Source organism: Ruegeria sp. HKCCD3925, from assembly GCF_057221175.1.
Window position 1 is genome coordinate 80,953 of sequence record NZ_JBWVBI010000005.1, and the last position, 25,882, is coordinate 106,834.

20 protein-coding genes are annotated in these 25,882 nt (G+C 57.7%); 11 read left to right on the plus strand and 9 right to left on the minus strand.

Features of this window, described 5'->3' with window-relative positions; genetic code table 11:
• Positions 1 to 16: 16 nt before the first annotated feature.
• Entirely contained in the window at positions 17 to 640 is a 624-nt protein-coding gene (locus AC2TEM_RS13130; protein WP_170395356.1) for an RNA-binding protein, read from the plus strand.
• 8 nt (positions 641 to 648) lie between these two features.
• A complete protein-coding gene (gene infB, locus AC2TEM_RS13135; RefSeq protein ID WP_170395359.1) occupies positions 649 to 3,123 on the plus strand; it encodes a translation initiation factor IF-2 in 2,475 nt (824 codons plus the stop codon).
• Positions 3,124 to 3,182: 59 nt separating this feature from the next.
• Here the strand turns inward: infB and AC2TEM_RS13140 are convergent, their stop codons facing one another.
• The 5 genes from AC2TEM_RS13140 to AC2TEM_RS13160 form a co-directional block, all read right to left on the minus strand.
• Positions 3,183 to 4,013, minus strand: coding sequence for an alpha/beta hydrolase (locus tag AC2TEM_RS13140; protein ID WP_170423357.1), 831 nt, complete (start codon positions 4,011 to 4,013; stop codon positions 3,183 to 3,185).
• Between the two features lie 3 nt (positions 4,014 to 4,016).
• Positions 4,017 to 4,892 carry a tryptophan 2,3-dioxygenase gene (locus AC2TEM_RS13145; protein WP_480856243.1) on the minus strand — a complete coding sequence of 292 codons (876 nt, stop codon included), beginning with the start codon at positions 4,890 to 4,892 and terminating at the stop codon, positions 4,017 to 4,019.
• Between the two features lie 63 nt (positions 4,893 to 4,955).
• Positions 4,956 to 5,984 carry an L-threonine 3-dehydrogenase gene (tdh, locus tag AC2TEM_RS13150; protein ID WP_170396071.1) on the minus strand — a complete coding sequence of 343 codons (1,029 nt, stop codon included), beginning with the start codon at positions 5,982 to 5,984 and terminating at the stop codon, positions 4,956 to 4,958.
• A gap of 14 nt (positions 5,985 to 5,998) precedes the next feature.
• A complete protein-coding gene (locus AC2TEM_RS13155; RefSeq protein WP_170423360.1) occupies positions 5,999 to 7,183 on the minus strand; it encodes a glycine C-acetyltransferase in 1,185 nt (394 codons plus the stop codon).
• A 109-nt stretch (positions 7,184 to 7,292) separates the two neighbouring features.
• On the minus strand, positions 7,293 to 7,856 hold the full coding sequence (locus AC2TEM_RS13160; protein ID WP_170395365.1) for a helix-turn-helix domain-containing protein: 564 nt from the start codon (positions 7,854 to 7,856) through the stop codon (positions 7,293 to 7,295).
• A 112-nt stretch (positions 7,857 to 7,968) separates the two neighbouring features.
• Here AC2TEM_RS13160 and AC2TEM_RS13165 point away from each other — a divergent pair, with 112 nt between their 5' ends.
• Positions 7,969 to 9,144: an acetyl-CoA C-acyltransferase family protein gene (locus AC2TEM_RS13165; RefSeq protein ID WP_170423361.1), complete on the plus strand. Its 1,176-nt coding sequence runs from the start codon at positions 7,969 to 7,971 to the stop codon at positions 9,142 to 9,144.
• A gap of 97 nt (positions 9,145 to 9,241) precedes the next feature.
• On the opposite strand, the gene ubiB is transcribed toward AC2TEM_RS13165, so the two are convergent.
• Together ubiB and ubiE are read right to left on the minus strand one after the other, a co-directional pair.
• Positions 9,242 to 10,771: a 2-polyprenylphenol 6-hydroxylase gene (gene ubiB / locus AC2TEM_RS13170; RefSeq protein ID WP_170408659.1), complete on the minus strand. Its 1,530-nt coding sequence runs from the start codon at positions 10,769 to 10,771 to the stop codon at positions 9,242 to 9,244.
• Positions 10,772 to 11,524, minus strand: coding sequence for a bifunctional demethylmenaquinone methyltransferase/2-methoxy-6-polyprenyl-1,4-benzoquinol methylase UbiE (gene ubiE / locus AC2TEM_RS13175; protein ID WP_170423362.1), 753 nt, complete (start codon positions 11,522 to 11,524; stop codon positions 10,772 to 10,774). It lies immediately after the preceding gene.
• Between the two features lie 86 nt (positions 11,525 to 11,610).
• On the opposite strand from ubiE, the gene mutM reads away from it, so the two are divergent.
• From mutM to recF, 6 genes are all read left to right on the plus strand, one after another.
• Positions 11,611 to 12,462, plus strand: coding sequence for a bifunctional DNA-formamidopyrimidine glycosylase/DNA-(apurinic or apyrimidinic site) lyase (mutM, locus tag AC2TEM_RS13180; RefSeq protein ID WP_170408657.1), 852 nt, complete (start codon positions 11,611 to 11,613; stop codon positions 12,460 to 12,462).
• Between the two features lie 66 nt (positions 12,463 to 12,528).
• Positions 12,529 to 13,305 (plus strand): enoyl-CoA hydratase, encoded by a 777-nt coding sequence (locus AC2TEM_RS13185; RefSeq protein WP_170395375.1) that lies wholly within the window; start codon positions 12,529 to 12,531, stop codon positions 13,303 to 13,305.
• A 227-nt stretch (positions 13,306 to 13,532) separates the two neighbouring features.
• Positions 13,533 to 13,796 carry a 30S ribosomal protein S20 gene (gene rpsT / locus AC2TEM_RS13190; RefSeq protein ID WP_010442545.1) on the plus strand — a complete coding sequence of 88 codons (264 nt, stop codon included), beginning with the start codon at positions 13,533 to 13,535 and terminating at the stop codon, positions 13,794 to 13,796.
• Between the two features lie 543 nt (positions 13,797 to 14,339).
• A complete protein-coding gene (gene dnaA / locus AC2TEM_RS13195) occupies positions 14,340 to 15,722 on the plus strand; it encodes a chromosomal replication initiator protein DnaA (RefSeq protein ID WP_170423363.1) in 1,383 nt (460 codons plus the stop codon).
• A gap of 225 nt (positions 15,723 to 15,947) precedes the next feature.
• The gene (gene dnaN, locus AC2TEM_RS13200; protein WP_010442547.1) at positions 15,948 to 17,069 is read left to right on the plus strand and encodes a DNA polymerase III subunit beta; all 1,122 of its coding nucleotides are present in this window, start codon (positions 15,948 to 15,950) and stop codon (positions 17,067 to 17,069) included.
• Between the two features lie 39 nt (positions 17,070 to 17,108).
• Positions 17,109 to 18,206, plus strand: coding sequence for a DNA replication/repair protein RecF (gene recF, locus AC2TEM_RS13205; RefSeq protein WP_170423364.1), 1,098 nt, complete (start codon positions 17,109 to 17,111; stop codon positions 18,204 to 18,206).
• Here recF and AC2TEM_RS13210 read toward each other — a convergent pair.
• Complete coding sequence (locus tag AC2TEM_RS13210; RefSeq protein WP_170423365.1) at positions 18,203 to 18,769, minus strand: carboxymuconolactone decarboxylase family protein; 567 nt, start codon at positions 18,767 to 18,769, stop codon at positions 18,203 to 18,205. The two genes, recF and AC2TEM_RS13210, sit on opposite strands and share 4 nt — an antisense overlap.
• 99 nt (positions 18,770 to 18,868) lie before the next feature.
• On the opposite strand from AC2TEM_RS13210, the gene AC2TEM_RS13215 reads away from it, so the two are divergent.
• Positions 18,869 to 19,441: a TetR/AcrR family transcriptional regulator gene (locus tag AC2TEM_RS13215; protein ID WP_170408653.1), complete on the plus strand. Its 573-nt coding sequence runs from the start codon at positions 18,869 to 18,871 to the stop codon at positions 19,439 to 19,441.
• Positions 19,442 to 19,543: 102 nt separating this feature from the next.
• Positions 19,544 to 21,961, plus strand: a complete 2,418-nt coding sequence (gyrB, locus tag AC2TEM_RS13220) for a DNA topoisomerase (ATP-hydrolyzing) subunit B (protein ID WP_170395385.1) — start codon at positions 19,544 to 19,546, stop codon at positions 21,959 to 21,961.
• 158 nt (positions 21,962 to 22,119) lie between these two features.
• On the opposite strand, the gene AC2TEM_RS13225 is transcribed toward gyrB, so the two are convergent.
• Positions 22,120 to 25,866 (minus strand): AAA family ATPase, encoded by a 3,747-nt coding sequence (locus AC2TEM_RS13225; RefSeq protein WP_480856244.1) that lies wholly within the window; start codon positions 25,864 to 25,866, stop codon positions 22,120 to 22,122.
• Between the last annotated feature and the right edge of the window lie 16 nt (positions 25,867 to 25,882).

The window sequence follows — 25,882 nt, forward strand, 5'->3', positions numbered from 1 at the left end:
GCCTCGGGTGGCTGACATGGGTCGCGGTGGCGTCCATAAGGATCGGTCGGAAGGCCCTGAACGCAAGTGCATCGCCACGGGCGAGGTTCAGCCCAAATATGGCTTGATCCGCTTTGTGACGGGGCCGGATGGTCAGGTCTTTCCCGATGTCGCGGCGAAATTGCCGGGGCGTGGGGTTTACGTGGCGGCGGATCGTGCGGCGCTGGACAAGGCGGTGAACAAGAAACTGTTCTCGCGCGGGTTTAAGGCACAGGTGAGTGCCGCCAAGGACCTGACCGATGAGGTCGAGAAACAGGTGGCGCGTCGTGTGATCGAGCTGATCAGTCTGGCGCGCAAGTCCGGTGACGCGGTCGCCGGGTATGAAAAGGTCAAGTCGTGGCTGGACCGGGAAGAGGCCCAGGTGCTGATTCAGGCCTCAGATGGATCGGGGCGCGGCAAGTCGAAACTCAGCACGCCGCACTTCGGGAAATACATCGGCTGGCTGACCGCAGACGAGCTTGGGGCGGCATTTGGGCGCCAAACCGTGATTCATGCGGCCTTGGCCTCTGGCGGACTCGCCAAACGTGTTGTAGAGGAAGCGCAGCGCCTGCGTGGCTTGCGCGAAAAGGATGACGGCGGCAAGGGCCGCTCGGAAGGGTAAGAAGCTTTATGAGCGATAGTGACGGCAAAAAGACATTGGGTCTTCGTGGCGGGGCACGCCCCGGAAATGTGAAACAGAGTTTCAGCCACGGACGCACCAAGAATGTCGTGGTGGAGACCAAACGCAAACGCGTGGTCGTACCCAAGCCGGGCGCGACCAAACCAAGTGGTGGTGCGACACCTTCGGGTGATCCTTCGCGTCGCCCAGCGGGTATTTCCGATGCGGAAATGGCGCGTCGTATGAAGGCGTTGCAAGCCGCCAAAGCGCGCGAGGCTGAAGAGGCCGCTGCCCGTGAGGCGCAGGAAAAGGCGCGCGAAGAAGAACGCGCACGCCGCCGGGCCGAACAAGAGGCCAAGGAACGCGAGCAGCGTGAAGCTGAAGAGCGTGCCCGTGCCAAGGCCGAAGAGGAAGAACGCAAGCGTAAAGAGGCCGAGGAAGCAGCCCAGCGTGCTGCCGCAGCCCCGGCACCCGCCGAGCCCAAGGCCGCACGCAGCCCATCCAGCAAGCCTGCACCTGCTGCGGCACCGCGCAAGCAGGATCGCGAGCGTGAGCAGCGTGGCCGTGGCAAGGGCCGTGACGACAACCGCCGCTCGGGCAAGCTGACACTGGGTCAGGCCACCGGTGGCGAAGGCAACCGCCAACGCTCGATGGCTGCGATGAAGCGCAAGCAAGAGCGGGCGCGCCAGAAGGCCATGGGCGGCACGGTCGAGCGGGAAAAGGTGATCCGCGACGTTCAGCTGCCCGAGGCGATCATGGTCTCGGAATTGGCCAACCGTATGGCCGAGCGTGTCGCTGACGTTGTCAAATCGCTGATGCAGATGGGCATGATGGTCACGCAGAATCAGACCATCGACGCTGACACCGCTGAACTGATCATCGAAGAATTTGGCCACAAGGTCACGCGTGTCTCTGATTCGGATGTTGAAGACGTCATCAAAGAGGTCGAAGACAGCGATGATGATTTGCAACCGCGTCCGCCGGTTATCACCATCATGGGTCACGTTGACCACGGTAAGACCTCGCTGCTGGATGCGATCCGCGACGCGCGTGTTGTTGCCGGCGAAGCTGGTGGCATCACCCAGCATATCGGCGCCTATCAGGTGAAAACCGATGGTGGCACCACGCTGACCTTCTTGGATACACCGGGCCACGCGGCCTTTACCTCAATGCGCTCGCGCGGGGCTCAGGTCACGGATATCGTGGTTCTGGTTGTCGCCGCTGATGACGCGGTGATGCCGCAGACGATTGAGGCGATCAACCACGCCAAAGCGGCCGAAGTGCCGATGATCGTGGCGATCAACAAGATCGACAAGCCCGACGCGAATCCCGACAAAGTCCGCACTGACTTGCTGCAGCACGAAGTGATCGTCGAGAAGATGTCGGGTGAGGTTCAGGACGTTGAGGTCTCGGCCATGACTGGTCAGGGTCTGGACGAATTGCTGGAAGCCATTGCACTGCAGGCCGAGATTCTGGAACTAAAAGCCAACCCAGATCGCGCCGCCCAAGGTGCCGTGATCGAGGCGCAGCTGGATGTGGGCCGTGGTCCCGTCGCCACCGTTCTGGTTCAGAACGGCACGCTGCGTCAGGGCGATATCTTCGTTGTGGGTGAGCAGTACGGTAAGGTCCGTGCGCTGATCAACGACAAGGGCGACCGCGTCAAAGAAGCTGGCCCCTCAGTTCCGGTCGAGGTTCTGGGTCTCAACGGTACGCCCGAAGCAGGTGACGTTCTGAACGTGACCGAGACCGAAGCGCAGGCCCGTGAGATCGCTGCTTATCGTGAGCAAGCCGCCAAGGACAAACGCGCTGCTGCTGGTGCCGCGACCACCCTTGAACAGCTGATGCAGAAGGCGAAGGAAGACGAAAACGTCACCGAGCTGCCTATTCTGATGAAAGCGGATGTGCAGGGCTCTGCCGAAGCCATCGTTCAGGCGATGGAGAAGATCGGCAACGACGAAGTGCGCGTACGCGTTCTTCACTCGGGTGTTGGTGCGATCACCGAGACGGATGTCGGCCTGGCCGAAGCCTCCGGTGCACCGATCTTTGGCTTCAACGTGCGTGCGAACGCATCGGCGCGGAACACCGCCAACCAGAAAGGCGTCGAGATTCGCTACTATTCGGTGATCTACGATCTGGTGGATGACGTGAAAGCGGCAGCATCTGGCCTGCTGAGCGCCGAGATTCGCGAGAAGTTCATCGGTTACGCCGAGATCAAAGAGGTCTTCAAGGTTACCGGCGTCGGCAAAGTTGCTGGCTGTCTGGTCACCGAAGGTGTTGCCCGCCGCTCGGCTGGCGTACGCCTGCTGCGCGACAACGTGGTGATCCACGAAGGCACGCTGAAGACCCTCAAGCGCTTCAAGGATGAAGTGGCCGAGGTACAGTCGGGTCAGGAATGCGGTATGGCGTTCGAGAACTACGACGATATCCGCGCTGGCGACGTGATCGAAATCTTCGAGCGCGAAGAGGTCACGCGCACGCTGGACTGATCCGGATCTAGAAAGAAACTTGAAACAGCGGCCCCACGAGGCCGCTGTTTTCATTTAGGTTAGTCCGTGCGCGACGACAGAAACGTGCCCGACGGCATGATGATGTCAAAATGATGCTTGCCCTTCTGCAGATCGAAACTGACCGAATGTCCGGCCTTGCGCAGTAGTTCAGCATAGTCACGGCTTTGGCGGATAAACTCGGGCGTATCCCGCTCGGCGACTGTCACCCTGTAACGGGGTCCTGGCGCGGGCAGGTTGAGGCAGGGTGAGAAATCGTGAATCTCGACCTTGGTCAGTTGCAGCGGATCATTCACCGAGGTCAGGCTGATCGGAACAAGGTCATAGATCCCGCTAATCAGGATCACATTGCGCACCCGCAGGCCAGCCTGCGCAAATGCCTTCGAAGACGTCGCCATCACCATCGCAACCAGATGGGCACCTGCACTGTGACCCGATAGCGTGATGTTTGATGGATCAAAACCCAGTGTTTCGGCCTGTGACGCAAGCCACAACAAGGCGGTACGGCATTCTTCGACCATCTGCCCCAATCTGGCATCGGGGGCGAGCGTATAATTCAGCGTGGCAAAGGCTTGCCCGTTCTCATGCAATACCGGTGCCATAGGGGCCGACTCACGCTGGCTAAGCGCCTGCCAATAGCCACCATGAATAAAGACATGCAAAGGCGCGTTGGCGCCAGGTGCGGGGAAGAAATCCAGAACTTGCGTCGGGCTGTCGCCATAGGAACGGTTTTCCTGCATCCTAATTTCAGACCGTGCCTGTGCGCTGAGGGCAGAATAGCTGGCTAGATATGGCGTCAGATCACCGCCAATCATTGAGCTAGGGGAATACTCCTGCTCAAGCTCTTCTTGGGTGAATCCGCGATACAGCATGGCCTATTCCCCAGTATACATCAGTTCGGTTCGCACGTCGTAGAGGTCGTGGAAAAACCGCAACTCCAGCGCTTTGCGCAGGAAGGCCACGCCGCTAGATCCACCCGTTCCGGGCTGCATTCCGATCACGCGCTCAACCGCGGTTGCATGATCGAATCGCCACCTCTGGAACAGAGATTCCACATCCATCAGTTTTTCGGCCAGCGCGTAAAGATCCCAGTATTGTTCCGTGTTGCGGAACACTTCGACCCAGATTTTGACGATACGCGGATCGCCGGAATAGGGCTTTGCGTAATCCCGCTCGATCAGCTCCTGCGGCACGCCAAACCCTTGCCGGGCCAGCAACCGCAGCACTTCGTCATAGAGCGAGGGTTTGGTAAGAGCCGCGTTCAGCATCTCCATCACTTCTGGGTCATGCGCATGCACTTTCAGGGTCGCGGGATCTTTGTTGCCCAGAATGAACTCGATTTGGCGATAGCCATAGCTTTGAAAGCCTGACGAATTGCCTAATGCGTCCCGAAACGTCATGTAGTCCGCGGGAGTCATAGTCAGTAGCGTCTCCCACGCGGCGATCAACTGCCGTTGGATCGCTTTGATCCGGTCGAGGTTCTTCATCGCGGGACCGAAATCGTCCTGCTGCAAGAACCGGCGGACTTCGACAAGTTGATGGTGCATCAGTTTCAGCCACAGTTCGCTGACCTGATGAATGATGATGAACAACATCTCATCAGGTTGGGCCGGGTCCTGAAAGGTCTTTTGCAGGTTCAGCAGAGTCTTAAGTTGCAGAAAATCCCCATAGCTTTTGCGGTGAGTTTCTGTGAAATCGGTGACCAGAGACTCTTCGATTCCCCGTTCTGTATACCTGTCTTTGTCGCCCATGTGCTCCTCCAGACGCGCGGGTTTATCCCTGTTTAGGGACAAAACCCGCACGGTTCCAGAGCGTTAGGTCCAGTCCAGAACCACCTTGCCTGATTGACCGGATTTCATGGCCTTGAATCCCTGGGCAAAGTCATCGACCGCGAACTGGTGGGTGATTACGCGGCTGACATCCAGCCCGTTCTGCAACATGGCGATCATCTTGTACCAGGTCTCGAACATCTCGCGCCCATAGACACCCTTGATGGTGATAGCTTTGAACACGATGCGCGACCAGTCCACCGGAGATTTTCCGGGCGGAATCCCCAACAGTGCGATCTTGCCGCCCATAACCAGCGCTTCGACCATCTGGTCCAGCGCGGCTTGCGAGCCCGACATTTCAAGCCCGACATCAAAGCCCTGAGTCATGCCCAGTTCCGCGATGACATCCTGCAGATCCTCTTTGGACACATCAACGGTGCGTACCGTTGGTACCACGTGTTCGGCCAGTTTCAGGCGGTCGGGGTTGATATCGGTGATCACTACATGCCGGGCACCGGCATGACGGGCAACGGCGGCGGCCATGATGCCGATAGGGCCTGCGCCAGTAATCAATACATCCTCGCCCAGCAGATCGAAGCTGAGTGCAGTGTGCACGGCATTGCCCAGCGGGTCGAGGATCGCCCCGATCTCATCCGGTACGTCGTCAGGCAGGGGCACCACGTTAAAGGCAGGCAGTTTCAGGTATTGCGCAAAGGCACCCTGTTCATTCACACCGATACCGCGCGTGCCGGGATCAAGGTGGAACTTGCCCGCACGGCTCTGGCGGCTGTCAGGGGTGATCAGATGGCCCTCGCCTGAACAGCGCTGGCCGACCGTCATCCCTGTCACGTTGCGACCCAATTCAACAATTTCACCCGCGAACTCGTGGCCGGTGATCATCGGGATAGGCACGGTGGCCGCAGCCCATTCATCCCAGTTCCAGATATGAATATCCGTGCCGCAAATCCCGGTCTTGTTGATGCGGATCAGAACCTCGTCTGGGCCGATCTCGGGTACCGGGGCCTGCACCATCCACAGACCTTCCTGGGGCTTGGATTTCTCAAGGGCTTTCATCGTGTTGGGCCGCATCAGATTATCCCCAATTCTTTGCCGACCCTGCCAAATGCCGCGAGCGCCCGGTCTAATTCGTCGCGTGTCAGAGCCGCATTCATCTGCGTTCTGATTCGGGCCTGACCACGCGGCACGACAGGGAAGAAAAAGCCCGAAACATAGACGCCTTCGTCAAACAATCGCGATGCCATATCCTGCGCCAGGGTCGCTTCACCCAGCATGACCGGGATGATCGGGTGTTCGCCCGGAAGTAGGTCGAAGCCCAGATTCTCTAACCCGGCGCGCCAGTATTTGGCATTGCCGAACAATTGGGCGCGCAGCATGTCACCTTCTTCAACCAGACGGATTGCCTCAAGCCCTGCGGCAACGATGGACGGCGGCAGCGAGTTTGAGAACAGATAGGGCCGCGCCCGCTGCCGCAGCAGGTCGATCACTGGCTGCGGCCCGGCGATATAACCGCCGATTGCCCCCCCAAGTGCCTTGCCCAGAGTTCCCGTCAGAATATCCACGTCGACGCCGAAGTGGTCCGGCGTGCCCGCTCCGTTTGGCCCCATAAAGCCGGTGGCGTGGCAGTCATCGACCATCACGATTGCGTCGTATTCGTCGGCCAGCTCGCGAATCTTCGGCAGATTGGCCAGATAGCCATCCATTGAGAACACGCCATCGGTTGCGATCATGATATGCCGCGCCCCGTCCTCGCGCGCTTGTTTCAGCCACGCTTCGAGGTCGTTCATGTCGTTGTTCATGTAGCGATAGCGTTTTGCCTTGCACAGCCGTACCCCGTCGATGATCGAGGCATGATTTAGACTGTCAGAGATGATGGCGTCTTCGGGCCCTAACAAAGGCTCAAACAACCCGCCATTGGCGTCGAAGCAGGCAGCGAACAGAATTGAATCGTCCTTGTTCAGGAACTTTGCCAGCTTTTGCTCAAGTTCGCGATGAATGTCCTGCGTACCGCAGATGAACCGGACCGAGGCCATGCCGAACCCCTTGGGCTCCATGACGCTTTTGGCGGCGTTGATCAGCGCGGGGTGATCGGCCAAACCCAGATAGTTGTTGGCGCACAAGTTGATCACCTGCTTGTCGCCCACCGTAATCTCACCGCCCTGAGGCGAGGTGATCATTCGTTCGCGCTTGTACAGACCCTCTGCCTCAATCTGCGCGAGTGTATCCGAAATATGGGACAGGAATGCATCAGCCATGGCGACCTCCGTTAATCTGAGTCGCACGTCTAACATAGCGGATGAAATTCCCAAATAGGAGAATTACAGTATTTGGGAAAAATATCCGTGAAGGCGGAATCTTGCCCGTTCAGGCGTTTTTTACGATCAGGAAAACGCGGGCCGGGTTTTCAGCGCTTATCGAATGCGTAATATCGGCGGCATACCGGGCGGTATCCCCTTGTTTCAGATCGCTGGATGCCGTTCCCGAAGTGACACGAACGGCGCCTTCCAGCACAGTCAGTTGCTCCCGTGCACCGCGCGCATGAGGTTGGCTGTTCAGGCTCCCATTGGCCTGAAACTGAATATCATAGACCTCGTGTCCTCCGGCCTCTTCGGGGGGAGAGAGGATGCGAATCCGGCATTTCTCGCCCATATTGTCGATACTGGGCACTTCTGCTTGACGCAGCACTTCGATCTGGTCGGTCGTTTTGGCGTCTTCCAAAAGTCCGGCGAAATCCACCTGCAGAGCGCGTGTCAGGTTCCACAGAGTCGAAATTGTGGGGCTGCTTTCGCCACGCTCGATCTGGCTGACCATGGAACGCGAGACGCCGCTGAGGTTGGCGACCGCCTCAAGCGACAGGCCTTTGGCGCGGCGCGCCTCTTTCAATCGGGCGGGCAGGCGCGTCAGAATATCGTCTGTGTTTTCCGTCATGACGGAATCCATGGGTGTTGCGCAACGTAATGTCAATTCCGGCGTGACAGTGAGTCTAATATGAAGATCATGCTGCAGGTGCATAATGGGCGCGAGACTTGGAGGAGAAAACATGACGGACATAGTAATACTGGACGGTGCGCGCACAGCCATCGGGACCTTTGGCGGTGCGTTGGCCTCGACCGCTCCGATCGATCTGGCGACCGTGGCGACCGAGGCGGCAATGGAGCGTTCGGGCGTTGAAGGCGCGCAGATTGATCATGTTGTCTTTGGTCATGTGATCAACACCGAACCGCGCGACATGTATCTGTCGCGAGTCGCCGCAATGCAGGCAGGTATTCCGAACGGGACTCCGGCGATGAACGTGAACCGGCTGTGCGGTTCGGGGGCGCAGGCAGTAGTGTCGGCGGTGCAGACGCTGATGCTAGGCGATGCCGAGTTTGCCGTGGCGGGCGGTGCTGAAAGCATGTCGCGCAGCCCTTATGTCGTACCGCAGGCCCGTTGGGGGGCGAAGATGGGCGATGTCAAATCGCTCGACATGATGCTGGGCGCGTTGAACTGCCCATTCGGCACCGGGCATATGGGGGTGACTGCCGAGAATGTGGCGGATGAACACCAGATCAGCCGCGAACAGATGGACGCGTTTGCGCTGACCAGCCAGACCCGTGCGGCTGCGGCGATTGAGGCCGGGTATTTCGACAGCCAGATCGCGCCGGTGCAGGTCAAGGTCAAGCGCGACATGGTCGACTTCAAGGTCGATGAACATCCCAAGGCCACCACTGCCGAGGCGCTGGCCGGATTGCGCCCGGTATTCCAGAAAGATGGGCGGGTGACGGCGGGCAACGCCTCGGGCATCAATGACGGCGCGGCGGCGATGGTGTTGGCGACAGCGGATGCTGCAGAAAAGGCGGGCTTGAAACCCAAAGCGCGCGTGATTGGCTATGCCCATGCCGGCGTGCGACCCGAGGTGATGGGCATCGGCCCGGTTCCAGCTGTGCAGAACCTGTTCGCAAAAACGGGTTTGTCTGCGGATGATTTCGACGTGATCGAAAGCAACGAGGCGTTTGCGGCGCAAGCTCTGGCCGTCAATCAGGAATTGGGTCTGGACGCTGCAAAGGTGAATCCGAACGGTGGGGCTATTGCACTGGGCCATCCGGTGGGCGCCACAGGGGCGATTATCACGCTTAAGGCATTGTATGAGTTGGAGCGTATTGGCGGATCGAAAGGTCTGATCACCATGTGCATCGGCGGAGGTCAGGGGATTGCCCTCGCCATCGAGCGGCTCTGAGTTGGACCGGGGCAAGGGGGGGCTGTCTGCCCCCCATCGCGCCGGGGCGCGATTCCCCCCGAAGGTATTTTTGGCCAGATGAAGCGGTCGGGTTGGTTTAGCTGAGTGCGAAGATGACAAGCGTCGCGGCTATGCCTGCGGCCGCGCCGATCGCTGCTGGCAGAAGGTTTGCGATGAAACCCGGGGTCTTTGGGTCGTCTTTTTGGGTCTGGGCAATCAGGGCATTTTCCACCAGACCGGGCAAGCGGGGGCCGAAACGGGCAAGCACCAGGGCGGTTTTACCAAAATCGCGCAGGGCGGCGCGGGGGCCGATGGATTGTTTGATGTAATCCTCGACCACCGGTCGGGCGACCTCCCAGATGTTCATGTGATCATCAAGCGAGCGGGCGACGCCTTCGACCACCACCATGGTGCGTTGCAGCAGGATCAGCTCGGTGCGGGTTTCCATGCCAAAGCGTTCAGTGACTTCGAACAGGTAGCTTAGCAACCGACCCATCGAGATATGGGTGGCGTCCATGCCGAAGATCGGCTCACCTACCGCGCGCAAGGCGCGGGCGAATTCGTCGACGTCCTGATTGGCAGGCACATAGCCTGCTTCGAAATGGACTTCAGCCACGCGTTTATAGTCGCGGCGGATGAAACCAAAGAGAATCTCGGCATATACCCGGCGAGTATATTCATCGATATGACCCATGATGCCGTAGTCATAGGCGATAATGTCCCCGTTCGCAGCGACCTTGAGGTTGCCTTGGTGCATGTCGGCGTGAAAATAGCCGTCGCGTAGCGCGTGCAATAGGAACAGGCGGAGCACGCGCTCAGCCAGATCGCGGCGATTATGTCCGGCAGCGTCCAGCGCGTTGTTATCTCCCAAGGGAATGCCATCAGCCCAGCTGAGCGTCATGACGCGGCGTGCGGATAGCGACCAGACCACCGGAGGCAGCCAGAATCCGGCATCATCCTTGGTATTGGCAGCGTATTCCGAGGCGGCGGCACTTTCCAGACGCAGGTCCAACTCGCCGCGTACTACGCCGTCGAAATGCTCGATCACTTCCATCGGGCGTAGTCGGCGCGCTCCGGGGGCGCAAAGTTGCACCATACGCGCGGCGAAATAGAACGCGTCTACATCCTTGCGGAAGGCGCGCTCGATACCCGGTCTCAGGACTTTGACAGCAACGTCTTCGCCTGTGCTGGTCAGCTTGGCCTTGTGAACCTGAGCAATCGAGGCAGCGGCGATAGGTTCACTGAACTCGCTGAATATCTCTGACGTCGGTTGGCCTAACTCTTTCTCGACCTCTGCCATTGCTTCAGCTTTGGAAAAGGGCGGCAGCTTGTCTTGCAGAACACGCAGTTGCTCGGCCAGTTCATTTCCCACCACATCGGGGCGGGTCGAAAGTACCTGCCCGAATTTGATGTAAGCCGGACCCAATGCGGTCAGAGCACGGGTGGCGGGCGGCATCTCGGGGTCGCCCTTGTAGCCCAGCCATTGGAACGGTTTGCCAAGGGTATGCGCCAGAATACGTACGGCACGCGGTGCCTCGAATGCATCCAATACGACGTTCATGGCACCGGTACGTTCCAGTGTGGCGCCCGTCCGGACCAGGCGAATGATGTTGTGAGGGCCGCGCATCTAGATCTTCCAGCCAGAATGCAGTGCGGCAATGCCCATGCTCAGGTTGCGGAATTTGGCGTTTTCGAACCCGGCGGTGCAGACCATGTTCAGGAATGTCTCCTGGTCCGGGAACTTGCGGATTGATTCCACAAGGTACTGATAGCTGTCGTAGTCGTTGGCGATCAGCTTGCCCATACGCGGGATGACATTGAAACTGTAGAGGTCGTAAAGCTTCTGCAGCCCGTCATTGGGTAACTGGCTGAACTCAAGCACCATCAGACGACCACCGGGCTTCAGAACGCGATAGGCCTGTTTCAGCGCCTCTTGCGGGCGGGTGACGTTCCGGATGCCGAAGGAGATGGTGTAGACGTCGAAGGTGTTATCCTCGAAGGGCAGCGCCATTGCATCGCCCACCACCCAATTCAGGCTGTCGGACATCTGGTCGGCCTCGGCGCGCTGGCGGCCTTCGACCAGCATCGGCTCGGTCAGGTCCAGCACGGTAGCATGGCCGTGGCCTGCGCGCTTCAGAAAGCGGAACGAGATATCGCCGGTGCCGCCCGCCACATCCAGAAGCCGCTGACCGGCGCGCGGGGCAAGCCAGTCCATCATCGCGTCTTTCCAGACCCGGTGGATGCCCATCGACATCACGTCGTTCATCACGTCGTATTTCGAGGCGACCGAATTGAACACGCCCTGTACGCGGCCGGCTTTTTCAGCCTCGCGCACGGTTTCGAACCCGAAATGAGTGGTCTTGTCGTTGGTGTCGGACATTTGCCTTGCCGTTTGTCGAATTTCGCCTCTGTTATAGGGCGATAAGAGGCGGGCACAATGCGGCCCTTTGGAATAGGAGCCCTGTAATGCCCGAATTGCCCGAGGTCGAGACAGTAAGACGCGGCCTGAGCCCCGCAATGGAGGGCGCAGTGATCGAAAGGGCGGACGTGAATCGCCCCGATTTGCGTTGGCCTTTCCCGGCTCGGATGGCCGAGCGGCTGACGGGGCAACGGGTGGATCGGCTGCGGCGACGGTCGAAGTACATTCTGGCGGATCTCAGCAGTGCCGAGACGTTGTTGATCCATCTGGGCATGTCGGGGCGGATGACGGTCTCTGGCGATCCGCTCGGACAGTATGCGCATGAGCATCCGATGGCGCAGAAACATGATCACGTGGTGTTTCATATGGCTAATGGCGCACGCATCACCTTCAACGATCCGCGCCGGTTCGGGGCAATGGACCTGCTGCCGACGGCAACGGCGGAGCAGCACAAGCTGCTATCGGTTCTGGGTCCTGAACCGTTGGGTAATGATTTTCACGAACAGCACCTGATAGACGCCTTCAAAGGCAAGAACAGCCCGGTCAAATCAGCGTTGTTGGATCAGGGAATCGTTGCTGGTTTGGGTAATATTTACGTCTGCGAAGCGCTTTATCGCGGCAAGGTGTCGCCACGTCGCAAAGCCGGACAGATTTCTGCGCCACGCGTTGCGGCCCTTGTGCCGATCATCAGAAAAGTGTTGCAGGACGCGATTGAAGCGGGGGGGTCATCGCTGCGCGATTTCCGCCAAGCCGATGGAGAACTTGGATATTTTCAGCACAGCTTTGACGTCTACGGCCGCGAAGGAGAGCCTTGTCGAACCGAGGGTTGTGGCGCTGAAATCAAGAGAATCACCCAGTCCGGTCGCTCATCCTTCTATTGCGCGCAATGCCAAAGATAACTTGATCCAGCGAAATCGCGTGATAAGGAATCGTACCTGAACGGAACAACCGGAAGCTTACACCTCATGGCTTTTGAGACGATCATCGTCGAAATCGAAGACCACGTCGCCCTTATCAAGCTCAACCGCCCCGATGCGATGAACGCGCTGAACACCCAGTTGCTGGGTGAGCTGTGCGAGGCGCTGGAAGATGCGGATAGCAATGACAAGGTGCGCTGCATCGTCATCACCGGCTCGGACAAGGCGTTTGCCGCCGGTGCGGACATTAAGGAAATGTCCGAGATGAGTTTTGTCGATGTATTCGACGTCAATCTGTTTGCAGACGCCAACGATAGGGTTTCCGCGATCCGTAAACCTATCATCGCTGCCGTTGCCGGTTACGCGCTGGGCGGCGGGTGTGAACTGGCGATGCTGTGCGATTTCATCATCGCTGCCGACACCGCCAAGTTCGGCCAGCCCGAGATCAATCTGGGCGTCATCGCGGGGCTTGGTGGCAGTCAGCGTTTGACCCGCTTCGTTGGTAAGTCCAAATCGATGGACATGAACCTGACAGGCCGCTTCATGGACGCTGAAGAGGCCGAGCGCGCGGGATTGGTCAGTCGTGTCGTGCCCGCCAAAAAGCTGATCGAAGAGGCAACCGGTGCGGCGCAGAAGATTGCAGAGAAATCGCAGATCACGGCCATCGCGGCCAAAGAGGCTGTGAACCGCAGCTATGAGCTGCCGCTGAGCGAAGGCATGCTGTTTGAGCGTCGGGTATTCCATTCGATGTTCGCGACAGAGGACCAGAAAGAAGGCATGGCCGCATTTCTGGAAAAACGTGCGGCTCAGTTCCGCGACAAGTGATCATAATCGTCGCTTAGTGATATTAGGCGGGCAGACCCCGCCTTTTTCCCTCATCACATACTGGAAGAATCAGCTTGGCAAACCTGCCAAACTTGGATAGAGACCGCCGTCATACATGCGCGTGCGGCCCGCTTGGCCCGACTCACACTCGTGATTTCTGATCCGGTGCGGATATGTCCGTGGCGCGCAACCCAAGATAACCGTACCGAACAAAAGGTCAGAGACACATGGCAAATTCGCCCCAGGCAAAGAAACGCGCCCGTCAGAACGAAAAGCGCTTCGCCGTCAACAAAGCGCGTCGTTCGCGCATCCGTACCCACCTGCGCAAAGTTGAAGAAGCGATCGCATCCGGCGACAAGGACGCGGCTACCGCAGCCCTGCGCGCCGCTCAGCCCGAGTTGATGCGTGGCGTCACCAAAGGCGTCTTCCACAAGAACACCGCAGCCCGCAAAATGTCGCGCCTGTCGGCGCGCGTCAAAGCGCTGGGCTGATTCTTTGGGAAAACGCGTCAAGCGTTGATTTGCGAAAAAGGCGTCGCTGATTGCGACGCCTTTTTCATTGTTGCCGGAAAGCCGCGTCTTCACGAAGCCGAGAGATTCTTTCGCCCAGAACCCCGAGTCAATATCAGAGTTTCGTTGCCCGGACCCTTGGGCTCTTGCTACGACTTAGTCAGCGATTCACTCGCTTGGGGGGACAGGCTGTTCCAAGGATCTGACCGACGGGCATCGGAAAGATTTAGGAACGAATGTTCGAAAGCTGGCTTCGGTCAGTTGGACGATCTGCTCTGGGTCTCGGGTTAGCCGAAGATCCTGGCCCTGTCGATAAATTGGAATATCATGCGCATCCCGGATTCCGGGTGTGCCCCCATTTTGGGGCCGTGCTGTATTGGACTGCGATGATATTCGAGCGTACCCGCCAGACCATCAGGTTTGGCGTAACGTTCCCTTGTGTGTGAGCGCCATAAAGGCCCGTAATTCGGGACACATTAAAAAAGGCCTTAAGGCCAATAATGAATGGGATGCGTGAGGCGCCGAATGACACAAGAGAAATGGGGACAACTGCGTAGCAAATTGATGAAGGCGGTTGGGAAGAACAATTTTACCACCTGGATTGAACCCTTGGAGTTTCAGGAGTTGCAGGATGGTGTAGCGGTGTTCTCGGTGCCGACCAACTTCATGGGCAACTATGTCAGTCAGAATTTTGCGGACCTTATTCTCTATGAGCTGAACACATCGGGCGAAAAGGTTCAGCGCTTGGCGTTTCGCACAGCGGCCAATTCGTCAGCCCGTCCCACATTGGTGGAAGAGTCCAAGCCATCTCCCGCGCCAGAAACCCGGCCCGCTGTTACAGATACAGCCAACGATGCGCTTGAAGCACTACAGGCTGCGCCACTGGATGCACGGTTTACCTTTGATAGCTTTGTTGTTGGCAAACCCAACGAACTTGCACATGCCGCAGCTCGCCGCGTATCCGAGGGCGGCCCGGTAACTTTCAATCCGCTTGTTCTTTACGGTGGTGTTGGACTGGGTAAAACCCACCTGATGCACGCGATTGCGTGGGAGTTGAAAACCAAGCACCCCGAGTTGAATGTGCTTTATCTGTCAGCGGAACAGTTCATGTATCGCTTTGTGCAGGCTTTGCGTGAGCGCCGCATGATGGATTTCAAGCACTTGTTCCGTTCGGTCGATGTGCTGATGGTCGATGACGTGCAGTTCATCGCTGGCAAGGATTCGACGCAGGAAGAATTTTTCCACACGTTCAACGCGCTGGTGGATCAGAACAAGCAGATCATCATCTCGGCCGACCGCGCGCCGGGCGAGATCAAGGACCTTGAAGACCGCGTAAAGTCACGCCTGCAATGTGGCCTTGTCGTCGATCTTCATCCCACAGACTACGAATTGCGTCTGGGAATCCTGCAGAACAAAGTGCAGCAGTACAGCAGCACCTATCCCGATCTGGCCATTGCTGATGGTGTATTGGAATTCCTTGCACACCGCATCTCGACCAATGTGCGCGTGCTGGAAGGGGCGCTGACCCGCTTGTTCGCCTTTGCCTCGCTGGTCGGGCGCGAGATCGATATGGAGCTGACGCAGGATTGTCTGGCCGATGTACTGCGCGCCTCCGAGCGCAAGATCACCGTCGAAGAGATCCAGCGAAAGGTCTCGGATTATTACAACATCCGCCTCAGCGATATCATCGGCCCTAAACGCCTGCGGTCCTATGCGCGTCCGCGTCAGGTGGCGATGTATCTGTGCAAGCAACTGACCAGTCGGTCGCTGCCTGAGATTGGCCGTCGATTTGGCGGGCGCGACCACACCACGGTCATGCATGGCGTGAAGCGCATCGAAGAGCTGAAGTTGACCGATGGCCAGATTGCCGAAGATGTTGAGATGCTGCGCCGGGCCTTGGAAGCCTAAACCGCACTGAATCCTTGAAAAACACCCCGGGCTATTGCGTTCGGGGTGTTTTCTTGTGCGCTATTGTCCACGGTTGAGAATGATCTGGTGTGTTTCACGCGCGCTCCTCTTGACCACCGAGGCAATCCGACCCAGAAATCCGTAAAAAATCCTTGTGCCTCAGGGCTGAGACGCTAACGTGCCAGTCCCGCCTATTTCGGCACGCAAGTCAAAGGAACAGAGGGTATGAAGATCAGCATCGAACGCGGCACCCTTCTCAAGGCCGTTTCGCAGGCCCAGTCAGTTGTCGAACGTCGCAACACGATTCCCATACTTGCCAACGTGCTGATCGAGGCCGAAGGCGATCAGGCGCTGTTTCGTGCCACCGATCTGGACATCGAAGTGGTCGACAAGGCCCCCGCGCAGGTCGAGAAAGCGGGCGCCACGACTGTTGCGGCCACAACGCTACATGAGATCGTACGCAAGCTGCCCGATGGGGCGCTGGTGACCCTGACCGCAGATAGTGCAGCTGGGCGGCTGACTGTGGAAGCGGGGCGCTCGAATTTTTCTCTGGCGACGCTGCCGAAAGAAGATTTCCCGGTTATGGCGTCTTCAGAATACCAATCGAACTTTACGGCGTCGGCGGCATTGTTGCGCCGGCTGTTCGATAAATCGAAGTTTGCCATTTCCACGGAAGAGACGAGATATTATTTGAACGGCGTTTACATGCACGTTGCGGATGGTTCCGAGGGCGGCAAGGTATTGCGTTGCGTGGCGACTGATGGTCACCGCTTGGCACGGATCGATGCGGATCTGCCGGATGGTGCAGCGGATATGCCGGGCGTGATCGTGCCCCGCAAAACCGTGGGCGAACTGCGCAAGCTGCTGGATGATGACGAGATGGACATCGCCGTCTCGGTCAGTGAAACCAAGGTGCGGTTTGCAACGCCTGACATCACGCTCACCTCGAAAGTGATCGACGGAACGTTCCCGGATTACACACGTGTCATCCCGCAAGGCAACACGCGCAAGTTAGAAGTGGACGCGGCTGAATTCGCGCAGGCCGTGGATCGTGTGGCGACAGTTTCGTCCGAACGGTCGCGGGCCGTCAAACTGCAGTTGGATGCGGATAAGCTGGTTCTGTCAGTGAATGCACCCGACAGTGGTGCGGCTGAGGAAGAGCTGGCAGTTGCTTACGGGGATGAGCGCCTGGAGATCGGATTCAACGCCAAATACCTGCTCGAAATCGCGTCTCAGGTGGATCGTGAAAATGCGGTGTTTATGTTCAACTCGGCGGGTGATCCGACACTGATGCGCGAAGGCAACGACCAAAGCGCAGTATACGTCGTAATGCCGATGCGCGTCTGATTGCCTCGACTGGGTGATCTCTAATGAAAGAGAGGGGTCATGGGATTGGCCCTGACCGAGCTTACGGTCTCGCATTTTCGGTCTCATAAGCTGGCGCGCCTGTCGTTGGACGGGCGGCCAGTCGCGATCCATGGGCCAAACGGTGCCGGTAAGACCAACATCCTGGAAGCGGTTTCTCTGTTTTCACCCGGGCGCGGGATGCGGCGGGCAAGCGCCGCTGAGATGACACGGCGCCCCGAGGCGCTGGGGTGGAAGCTGATTGGGCTATTGAATGCGCAAGGACAGAATTTCGAGATTGAAACCTGGTCCGAAGGTGGTGCGGCGCGGCAGGTGCGGATTGATGAGAAAGCCTCAAGCCAGATTGAATTGGGAAAGCTGGCGCGGGTAGTTTGGTTAATCCCATCGATGGACCGTCTCTGGATCGAAGGGGCCGAAGGGCGACGGCGGTTCCTCGACCGGATCGCGCTGAGTTTTGATCCGGCACATGCCGAGGCATCTCTGACCTATGAAAAAGCGATGCGCGAGCGGAACCGGTTGCTGAAAGAACAAGTTCGCGATGCCCATTGGTACGCGGCGCTGGAAGGGCAGATGGCCGAGATGGGGCATCGCATCCACGCTGCGCGATTGAGTGCGTTGGAGCATCTGCGCTCAGCACAGGATAAAGCTGAGACGGCCTTTCCGTCAGCGGATCTTGAATTGGTTCAAACCGAAGGTGCAATGCCTGAGACGGCGGAAGACTTGCGAGAAGCTTTGGATGAAAGCCGGTTTCGCGATCTGGCCGCCGGGCGGACTTTGGTCGGCCCGCATCGATCAGACCTGTATGGCGTATATTCCGCCAAGGGCGTTCCAGCCAAAGATTGCTCGACCGGTGAGCAGAAAGCACTGCTGGTGTCGCTGATCCTATCAAACGCGCGAGCGTTGGCGGAGATGGTTGGAGCACCTCCTATTGTATTGCTGGATGAGGTGGCCGCGCATCTGGATGCGGGTCGGCGCGCTGCGTTGTATGATGAGATTTGTGCGCTGGGCGCACAGGCCTGGATGACGGGCACCGGGCCTGAGCTATTTGCGGAATTGGGGGATCGAGCCCAAACGCTGGTCGTTACCGAAGGCGACGAGGGCTCGGTCGTCCGCGTTTAGGCAGGCTCGCCGACTTTGCGTTCCCAAAGGAAGCCGCGCATCACTTCGTCGACCGGGGTTTTGGCCATGTGGTTGACGTAGTTCGACATGGTTTTTTGTGCCAGACCCAGCACGACATCCAAGACCGCACGGTGGGAATAGCCAGCGTCAAAGAAGGCCTGCAACTGTTCTTCAGTCGGGTTTCCACGGGTTTCCATCACTTGCAGAGTAAAGGTGCGTAGCGCTTCCAGCTTGGCCGTGGGCAGCGGCGTTTCGTTGCGCAGCGCCTCGGTGATCTCGTCAGAGACCTTCATCATCTTTGCGATGCCGGTATGCGCAGGCACGCAGTAATGGCATTCGTTTTCGACATTGATGGTTTGCCAGACAACGGTTTTTTCGTCGTTGTTGAAATCGGTCTGCAGAAACAGGCCGTGCAGAACCTGATAGCCTTCCAGATGCTGGGGGCTTTCAGCCATTACTTTATGAAGACCGGGCAGGCGGCCGAATGCAGCCTGAGATTTCTCAAGCAGCGGCTTGGACCCTTCCGGGGCGGTTTCTAGGTCGTGAGACGGGAAATTGGCCATGTCAAAACTCCTGTTTCTGGCGCGATGAGTCGTATTTAGGGTTTCTTGAGCGATCACTCAAGTATATAATTGAGCGAACGTTCAAGAATTGGTGAAACGATGCCCCGCAAACCCTCATATGACCGAGACGCGCTTATCGCGCAGGCGCGAGATATTTTCTGGCGTCACGGCTGGGCGGGGACGTCGCTTAAGGATCTCGAGCGAGAGCTGAAGCTTAAACCGGGCAGCTTCTACGCGGCGTTCGGGTCGAAAGATGCGCTCTACGCCCTGGCGTTAGAGCGGTATACTCGGGAAGGGGTTGCCAATATGAAGGCTTTGGCGCAGGAATTGGGCCCGCTTGGTGCTCTTAAGGTGCAACCTCGTCGTGTGATCGAGGCGTCGGAGCTGCCGACAAAAGCCTGCATGTTGGCGAAGACTTATGCGGAATTGCAAGCCAAAGACCATGATCTGGCTGATCAGGCGCAAACCCATATGGCTGACATGAAAGCTTGTTTTGCGGACCTCTTTCGCAGCGCGCAGAAGGCCGGAGAAATCGCGCCAAGTCATGACCCGGATCGCTTGGCGGCGCGCTATCAATCCGACCTTCTGGGGTTGCGATTGTCAGCCGAACGGGACGATGTGAACGCGGCAGAAATTGCCGAGGATATTGCAGCAGACCTTGATCGGCTTTGATCCGCAAATTAAGCGGATCAGAACCACAAAATATGGGGGGAGCACGTGACAATCCCCACCAGAAAACGTATAAGTTACCAAAATAATATAGGTACTAACGGCATGTCCGAAGACGCACAGGCACCCCAAGAATACGGCGCTGATTCCATCAAAGTTCTCAAAGGCTTAGAGGCAGTTCGCAAACGTCCCGGTATGTATATCGGGGATACGGATGATGGTTCGGGTCTGCACCATATGGTGTACGAGGTTGTCGATAACGGAATTGACGAGGCACTGGCCGGTCATGCCGACCATGTGACTGTAAAAATTCACGCTGATTCCAGCGTTTCGGTCAGCGACAATGGACGTGGAATCCCGGTGGATATCCACCCCGAGGAAGGCGTTTCAGCGGCTGAAGTCATCATGACCCAACTGCACGCTGGCGGTAAGTTCGACAGCAACTCGTACAAGGTGTCAGGCGGTCTGCATGGAGTGGGCGTCTCGGTGGTGAATGCGCTATCCGATTGGCTGGAACTGCGCATTTGGCGGGCCGGCAAGGAACATGTGGCGCGTTTTGAGGGCGGTGAGACGGCGGAACATCTGAAAGTCGTCGGCGAGTGCGGCGATCGCACGGGAACCGAGGTACGATTTCTGGCTTCGACCAACACGTTCTCGAACCTCGAATACTCGTTTGAGACGCTGGAAAAGCGCTTGCGCGAGCTGGCCTTCCTGAACTCGGGCGTGCGGATCATCCTGATCGACGAGCGCCCTGCTGAGCGGCTGGAAACCGAGCTGTTCTACGAGGGCGGCGTCAAAGAGTTTGTCAAATATCTCGACCGGTCCAAGACCCCGGCGATGCCCGAGCCGATTTATATCAAGGGCGAGCGTGACGATATCGGCGTGGAAATCGCCATGTGGTGGAACGACAGTTATCATGAGACCGTGCTGCCCTTCACCAACAACATCCCGCAGCGCGATGGCGGCACCCATGTGGCTGGTTTCCGAGGTGCGCTGACCCGGACGATCAACAACTATGCGCAGTCCAGCGGGATCGCGAAGAAGGAAAAGGTCAGCTTTACCGGTGACGATGCACGCGAAGGACTGACCTGCGTGCTATCGGTGAAAGTGCCCGACCCGAAATTCTCTTCCCAGACCAAGGACAAGCTGGTCAGCTCTGAGGTGCGCCCAGCGGTCGAAGGTTTGATGAACGAGAAGCTGGCTGAATGGTTCGAAGAGAACCCGAATGAGGCTAAGGGGATTGTCGGTAAGATCATCGAGGCAGCTTTAGCGCGCGAGGCCGCCCGTAAAGCTCGCGAACTGACCCGCCGCAAGACTGCGATGGATGTGAACTATCTGGCTGGTAAGCTCAAGGATTGCTCTGAAAAAGATCCGTCCAAGACCGAAGTTTTCCTGGTCGAGGGGGACTCGGCTGGTGGTTCTGCCCAGACCGGTCGGGATCGGCTGACACAAGCTGTTCTGCCTTTGCGTGGCAAAATCTTGAACGTGGAACGGGCGCGGTTTGACCGGATGTTGTCGAGCCAAGAGATCGGTAACCTCGTGATGGCGTTGGGCACCGGCATTGGCCGCGACGAATTCAACATCGAAAAACTGCGTTACCACAAAATCGTCATTATGACGGACGCAGATGTTGACGGCGCGCATATCCGCACCCTCTTGTTGACCTTCTTCTACCGGCAAATGCCAGAGTTGATCGAGGGCGGGTATCTCTACATCGCTCAACCACCGCTATACAAGGTTTCTAGAGGTAAATCAGAGGTTTACCTGAAGGACCAGGCTGCGCTGGATGATTATTTGATCAATCAGGGCGTCGAAGGCGCAGTACTTAAATTAGGCTCGGGCGAGGAAATCATCGGCCAGGACCTGACCCGCGTAGTGGATGAAGCGCGCCAGCTGAAGCGTGTGCTGGACGCCTTCCCAACGCATTATCCGCGCCATATTCTGGAGCAGGCTGCTGTAGCCGGTGCCTTCGTGCCCGGCGCTGTTGATGCCGATTTGCAGGGCGTGGCCGACAAGGTCGCGGCGCGCCTTGACTTGATTGCACTGGAATACGAACGCGGCTGGCAAGGCCGCATCACACAGGATCACGGTATCCGCCTCGCGCGCATCCTGCGCGGTGTGGAAGAAGTACGCACACTGGACGGCCCCATGTTGCGCTCGGGTGAGGCCCGTAAAACCGGCAGTTTCACCCAAAGCCTGCAAGAGGTCTACAACACCCCCGCAACGTTGGTGCGTCGCGATCGGGGTCAAGTCATACACGGCCCGCTCGACCTGCTGCGCGCGATTCTGGAAGAAGGCGAAAAAGGCTTGTCGCTGCAACGCTACAAAGGTTTGGGAGAGATGAACCCCGATCAACTCTGGGAAACAACGCTGGACCCGGACGCGCGGACCCTGTTGCAGGTACGCGTGGATGATATGGTCGAGGCCGATGATCTGTTCACCAAACTCATGGGTGATGTGGTGGAGCCACGCCGTGAATTCATTCAAAAGAATGCTCTGAGTGTGGAGAATTTGGATTTTTGAGCGGTTGTAGGATCGCCCATAATCGTTCGTCTTGATGTTTCAGGCCGATGTTCGGGAAACGGTGCAAAGAAGTGTATTTTTGAAGAGGTGCAGCGTCCCTGTCCCTGAATAAATTCGGCTGAGTGCTTTGATTGGGAAAACCGCTCAGGGCGTCAGAGTTATCCCGCGCAAATGACGACCTCACTTGATCCGTCGCCCTGTGCCTGCATCTGGATCTGTATTGGAATGCGGTCCTTCATCGCCTGCACGTGGCTGATTATACCTACGGTCCGGCCCTGCGCCTGAAGCGCTTCCAGCGCGTCGATGGCAAGTTCTAAGCTGTCAGCATCAAGTGTGCCGAACCCTTCGTCGATGAAAAGCGTGTTGGAAATCGTGCCAGTTCCGCCCACGGACGATAGGGCCAACGCAAGCGCAAGGGAAACGAGAAAGCGCTCGCCGCCCGAGAGGCTTCGCGTCGAGCGGACCTCTCCTGCCATGTCTTCGTCTACCACGTGGATCGAGAGGTTTCCTTCCCCCAAAGCCAAACGATAGCGAGGTTTGATTTCCACGAGATGATGGTTGGCCTGTTCGACCAGGATCGAGAGTGTCACCTCTTGCGCGATCTGGCTGAACCGGTCACCGCTCGACGAGCCTACAGCGTCGTTCACGGCCACCCAGGTGTCATATGCCTGCTTAGCTTTCTCGAGTTCTATGACAATCTCGGTTTGTTTTTGGCGCGCCTCATTATCGAGCGCGAGTTCTGTCATCAGGGAAGCTTCCTCCTGCGCAAGGGTTTCTTCCTGTGCAGAGATTTGCGTCTTGCGTTCCTCGAGTTCTTCGCAAGTTTGTTGAGGGGCGTGGCTCTGGCGGAGTTCCTCAATGTCTCGGGCACGCGTTTCTTCAGCCTTCTCCGCCTGGATCTTACGTGTATCTAAGACTTGAAGGGTCGTGGCCAGAGCTTCGATGTCGGCGTCCTCATACGAAATAAGAGGTGCCAGTTCCTCGGCGGGGATCTTGATTCGGGCGCTTGCTTCGCGCAGCGCATCCGTAGCCCTTATAAGCCTGCTTTCGACCGCTTCGAGCGCCATGTCTGCAGACTGCTTGCGGGCCTCAAGGCCCGACTTCTTCTGTGCTGCCTCGGTGTATTCGCCGGCGATCCGATCGCGTTCAGCAATCGCCGTTCGACGGTTGGCATTGAACGCGGTCCGATGCGCACCTGTCGGCTGGCCATCGAGGAGCTTACCGCGTTCCTCATGCAAGTCGTCGAGTCGTTTTCTGCGGCTGCGCTCCTTTTCTTCCGCTTGGCGAAGGGTTTCTTGGGCAGCTTTCTTGGCGGCCTCGTCGACCCCGATCTTCTCGCGCAGCTCAGTGAGCCGGGTTTCGGCATTCTGGATTTTCTCGATGTTTGCCATGTGCGTCGTGCGTCGTGCTTCGAGATAGGTCAACGTTTCCGCGCCAAACGAGCCCCATCCTGGCAACTTGAACATCACAGGCCCGCCGAGGCGACTGTCAAGCTCTGTGTCGATCGCTCGAAGATCGCTCTCGGCCGCTTGACGATCCCCGTTCAGCTTCGCCAGTAGCTTCTCTTGTGGGGCGATGCCGTCGGACACTTCGATGTTTTCTTCTCGCAATGTGCCTATCTTGCTTTCTTCGGCGTGTATTTGACCGCGAAGATCCTCAATCTCACGCTCAAGGATGTCTTGGCGGTCGCGCTTGCCTGCAAGAGTCGACTTCCACTGCTGCATTCTGTCGAGTAACGCGCTCAGAGCAACCACGACTAATGAGGAGGCGCCGTCGATGCTCTGCGGCACATGCTCCGCCACCGGTCCGTTGTCCTCCGTGCGCGCTGTCTCAGCATAATCTTGGGCGAGGCTCGCGATACTTCCCTCGAGCGTCTCACGCTCGACGGTCATAGCCCGGAGCCGCGCTTTCGTCTCCGCTATGAAGGCCTCCTTTGAGACCATGATCCCGGACTGCGTGTTCCGGTCACGGCGCGCCTGCTCGAGATCATCCCGCAACCGGCGTGCAAGCTCGGCCGTAGGTTCGTCGTCATGCACGGGATGGTGCGTTGACCGGCATACGGGGCAGGGTTCACCTTCAACCAAATGCAGACGTAAGCTGCGAGCCTCGGCAGAAATTGCAACCTCGGCCATCTCTGTAGGTGCCTCCAAGGCCCGGATGCGCGATTCTGCATCGGCAAGAGCTGACTGCGCGGACTTCATATCCTGCTCAGACTGAGCCAGATATTGCTCGGTTTTTTCCCTTTCTTCATCGTGCGTTTTTTGTTTTACGTTTTCAGATACATGGGATTGCGCCGTCTGTAACAGGTTACGGATGTTGGCCTCGGAAGTTATGAGGCGAGTCAGTCGACCCGCCGGATTGCGCTCGGCAAGTGTGCCGCGCGCGCTTTCTTTCTCTTTTCGAGTCAATTCGAAACGACTTTTGTTTGCACGATGTTCAGAGAGAAGTTTTTCGATTTCGAACAGCCGCTTTTGCTTGCTTTTAATTTCCTTCTCAATATCCGTGATCTGTTTCGAAGTCCTGATCTTAGTTTCAGCGCACTTGATCCGACGTGCGAGTCGATCATGCAGTATGTCCCATTGCGTTTCGAAGACATGGTCAGCTCTTTCGGCGTTAATCGCCGCCCGAAAAGGCTTCATAGATTCGAGGATTCGATCACGCGTTGCCTGCTTCTCCGCAGTCGTTTGATTGAGTGTGTTCTCTTGATCACGGCACGTCTCGACATCAGCCAAGGCGCTGTTGAGCTCTTCCTCTGCAGTAGTGATGTTCGCATCGAGGCGCTCAGCTTCGGACCATACCAGACCGAGCTCTTTGAACCGGCCTTCCAGCCTATTGACGTCATTCTGTGCGTCTGTCCGAGCCTTCCTTAATTGTGCCTCAGCTTCAACTGCGGACTTCAGGTCCACTTCGAGAGAATTGAGTGTCTCTTGGGCCTGCTTCAGCGAGGCGCGTGCATCGCGCTCCTCAGTGAACTCCGCACGAACGCTGGCTGACTTTCGCAGCCGTGCAAGTTGAGCACGGTCTGCCTCAGCATCCTGCCAGGCATTCTGGGTCGCCTCTTTCTCGCTTGTTGCCTCCGCGAGTTTCAGCTTTGCAGTCTCGAGTTTCGCGTAGTGATCGAGATCGGCCTGGATGTTTTTTAGCGCCGCTTTTGTATCCTTTCGAAGTGAGGCGAGAATACTCTGACGCTCCCTGATCTCCGCCTTTCGCTCCTCGCTCAAGATCGTGTGTTCACCGAGCTTGAGCGTGAGGTCTTCAACAGCCCGTTCTGCGACCTGAGTGCCGGAGTAGACACGGCGGGAGATTGCCCGGTAGAGCACTGTTCCAGTAACCTTTTCGAGGATGGCGGCACGCTCGCTCGTCTTGGCGCTCAGGAAGCTGTCGAAGTCGCCCTGGGCCAGCAACACAGAGCGGCGGAATTCTTCATAGGTAAGGCCAGTGAGTTCGACTACGCGTTCATTCACGCGTCGGAGTTGGTTTTCGAGCACTTGCCCGTCGGAAAGGCGCGTGATCGACCTGTCCACAGCCTGCAGATTCCCAGTGGGTCTTCCATAGGCGCGACGCACTGACCAGCTCGCTTCGTAGTCTATGCCGTCCTTACCACGGAAACAAACAATGGCGTGTCCAGTCGTGGCGCCCCGCCGCAAAAGGGTCCGTGGATCGTCGGACTGGATTAAATCGCCGGATGCATCCGGCACTGTATCTCGGACGCCGGATGCGCCAAGGCGCGGACAGCTGCCGTAGAGCGCGAGACACAGAGCATCGAGCAGACTCGACTTCCCAGCACCTGTGTTACCGGTGATTGCAAAGAGACCGCAGTTTGCAAGGTCGCCATTTTCGAGATCAATCTCGAACGGCTTGGCCAGGCTCGCTATATTTTCGCCCTTTATTGAGAGAATTTCCATGCCTTCAAATCTACTG

Excerpts from the sequence above, each read along its gene's own strand:
- AC2TEM_RS13130 (WP_170395356.1), top strand. The coding sequence starts at position 17 with ATGGGTCGCGGTGGCGTCCATAAGGATCGGTCGGAAGGCCCTGAACGC.
- dnaA (WP_170423363.1), top strand. The coding sequence starts at position 14,340 with ATGACACAAGAGAAATGGGGACAACTGCGTAGCAAATTGATGAAGGCG.
- dnaN (WP_010442547.1), top strand. The coding sequence starts at position 15,948 with ATGAAGATCAGCATCGAACGCGGCACCCTTCTCAAGGCCGTTTCGCAG.
- tdh (WP_170396071.1), bottom strand. The coding sequence starts at position 5,984 with ATGAAAGCCCTTGAGAAATCCAAGCCCCAGGAAGGTCTGTGGATGGTG.
- AC2TEM_RS13160 (WP_170395365.1), bottom strand. The coding sequence starts at position 7,856 with ATGACGGAAAACACAGACGATATTCTGACGCGCCTGCCCGCCCGATTG.
- AC2TEM_RS13155 (WP_170423360.1), bottom strand. The coding sequence starts at position 7,183 with ATGGCTGATGCATTCCTGTCCCATATTTCGGATACACTCGCGCAGATT.
- AC2TEM_RS13145 (WP_480856243.1), bottom strand. The coding sequence starts at position 4,892 with ATGGGCGACAAAGACAGGTATACAGAACGGGGAATCGAAGAGTCTCTG.
- AC2TEM_RS13210 (WP_170423365.1), bottom strand. The coding sequence starts at position 18,769 with ATGGCCAATTTCCCGTCTCACGACCTAGAAACCGCCCCGGAAGGGTCC.
- AC2TEM_RS13140 (WP_170423357.1), bottom strand. The coding sequence starts at position 4,013 with ATGCTGTATCGCGGATTCACCCAAGAAGAGCTTGAGCAGGAGTATTCC.
- mutM (WP_170408657.1), top strand. The coding sequence starts at position 11,611 with ATGCCCGAATTGCCCGAGGTCGAGACAGTAAGACGCGGCCTGAGCCCC.
- rpsT (WP_010442545.1), top strand. The coding sequence starts at position 13,533 with ATGGCAAATTCGCCCCAGGCAAAGAAACGCGCCCGTCAGAACGAAAAG.
- infB (WP_170395359.1), top strand. The coding sequence starts at position 649 with ATGAGCGATAGTGACGGCAAAAAGACATTGGGTCTTCGTGGCGGGGCA.
- recF (WP_170423364.1), top strand. The coding sequence starts at position 17,109 with ATGGGATTGGCCCTGACCGAGCTTACGGTCTCGCATTTTCGGTCTCAT.
- gyrB (WP_170395385.1), top strand. The coding sequence starts at position 19,544 with ATGTCCGAAGACGCACAGGCACCCCAAGAATACGGCGCTGATTCCATC.
- AC2TEM_RS13165 (WP_170423361.1), top strand. The coding sequence starts at position 7,969 with ATGACGGACATAGTAATACTGGACGGTGCGCGCACAGCCATCGGGACC.
- AC2TEM_RS13185 (WP_170395375.1), top strand. The coding sequence starts at position 12,529 with ATGGCTTTTGAGACGATCATCGTCGAAATCGAAGACCACGTCGCCCTT.
- ubiB (WP_170408659.1), bottom strand. The coding sequence starts at position 10,771 with ATGCGCGGCCCTCACAACATCATTCGCCTGGTCCGGACGGGCGCCACA.
- AC2TEM_RS13225 (WP_480856244.1), bottom strand. The coding sequence starts at position 25,866 with ATGGAAATTCTCTCAATAAAGGGCGAAAATATAGCGAGCCTGGCCAAG.
- AC2TEM_RS13215 (WP_170408653.1), top strand. The coding sequence starts at position 18,869 with ATGCCCCGCAAACCCTCATATGACCGAGACGCGCTTATCGCGCAGGCG.
- ubiE (WP_170423362.1), bottom strand. The coding sequence starts at position 11,524 with ATGTCCGACACCAACGACAAGACCACTCATTTCGGGTTCGAAACCGTG.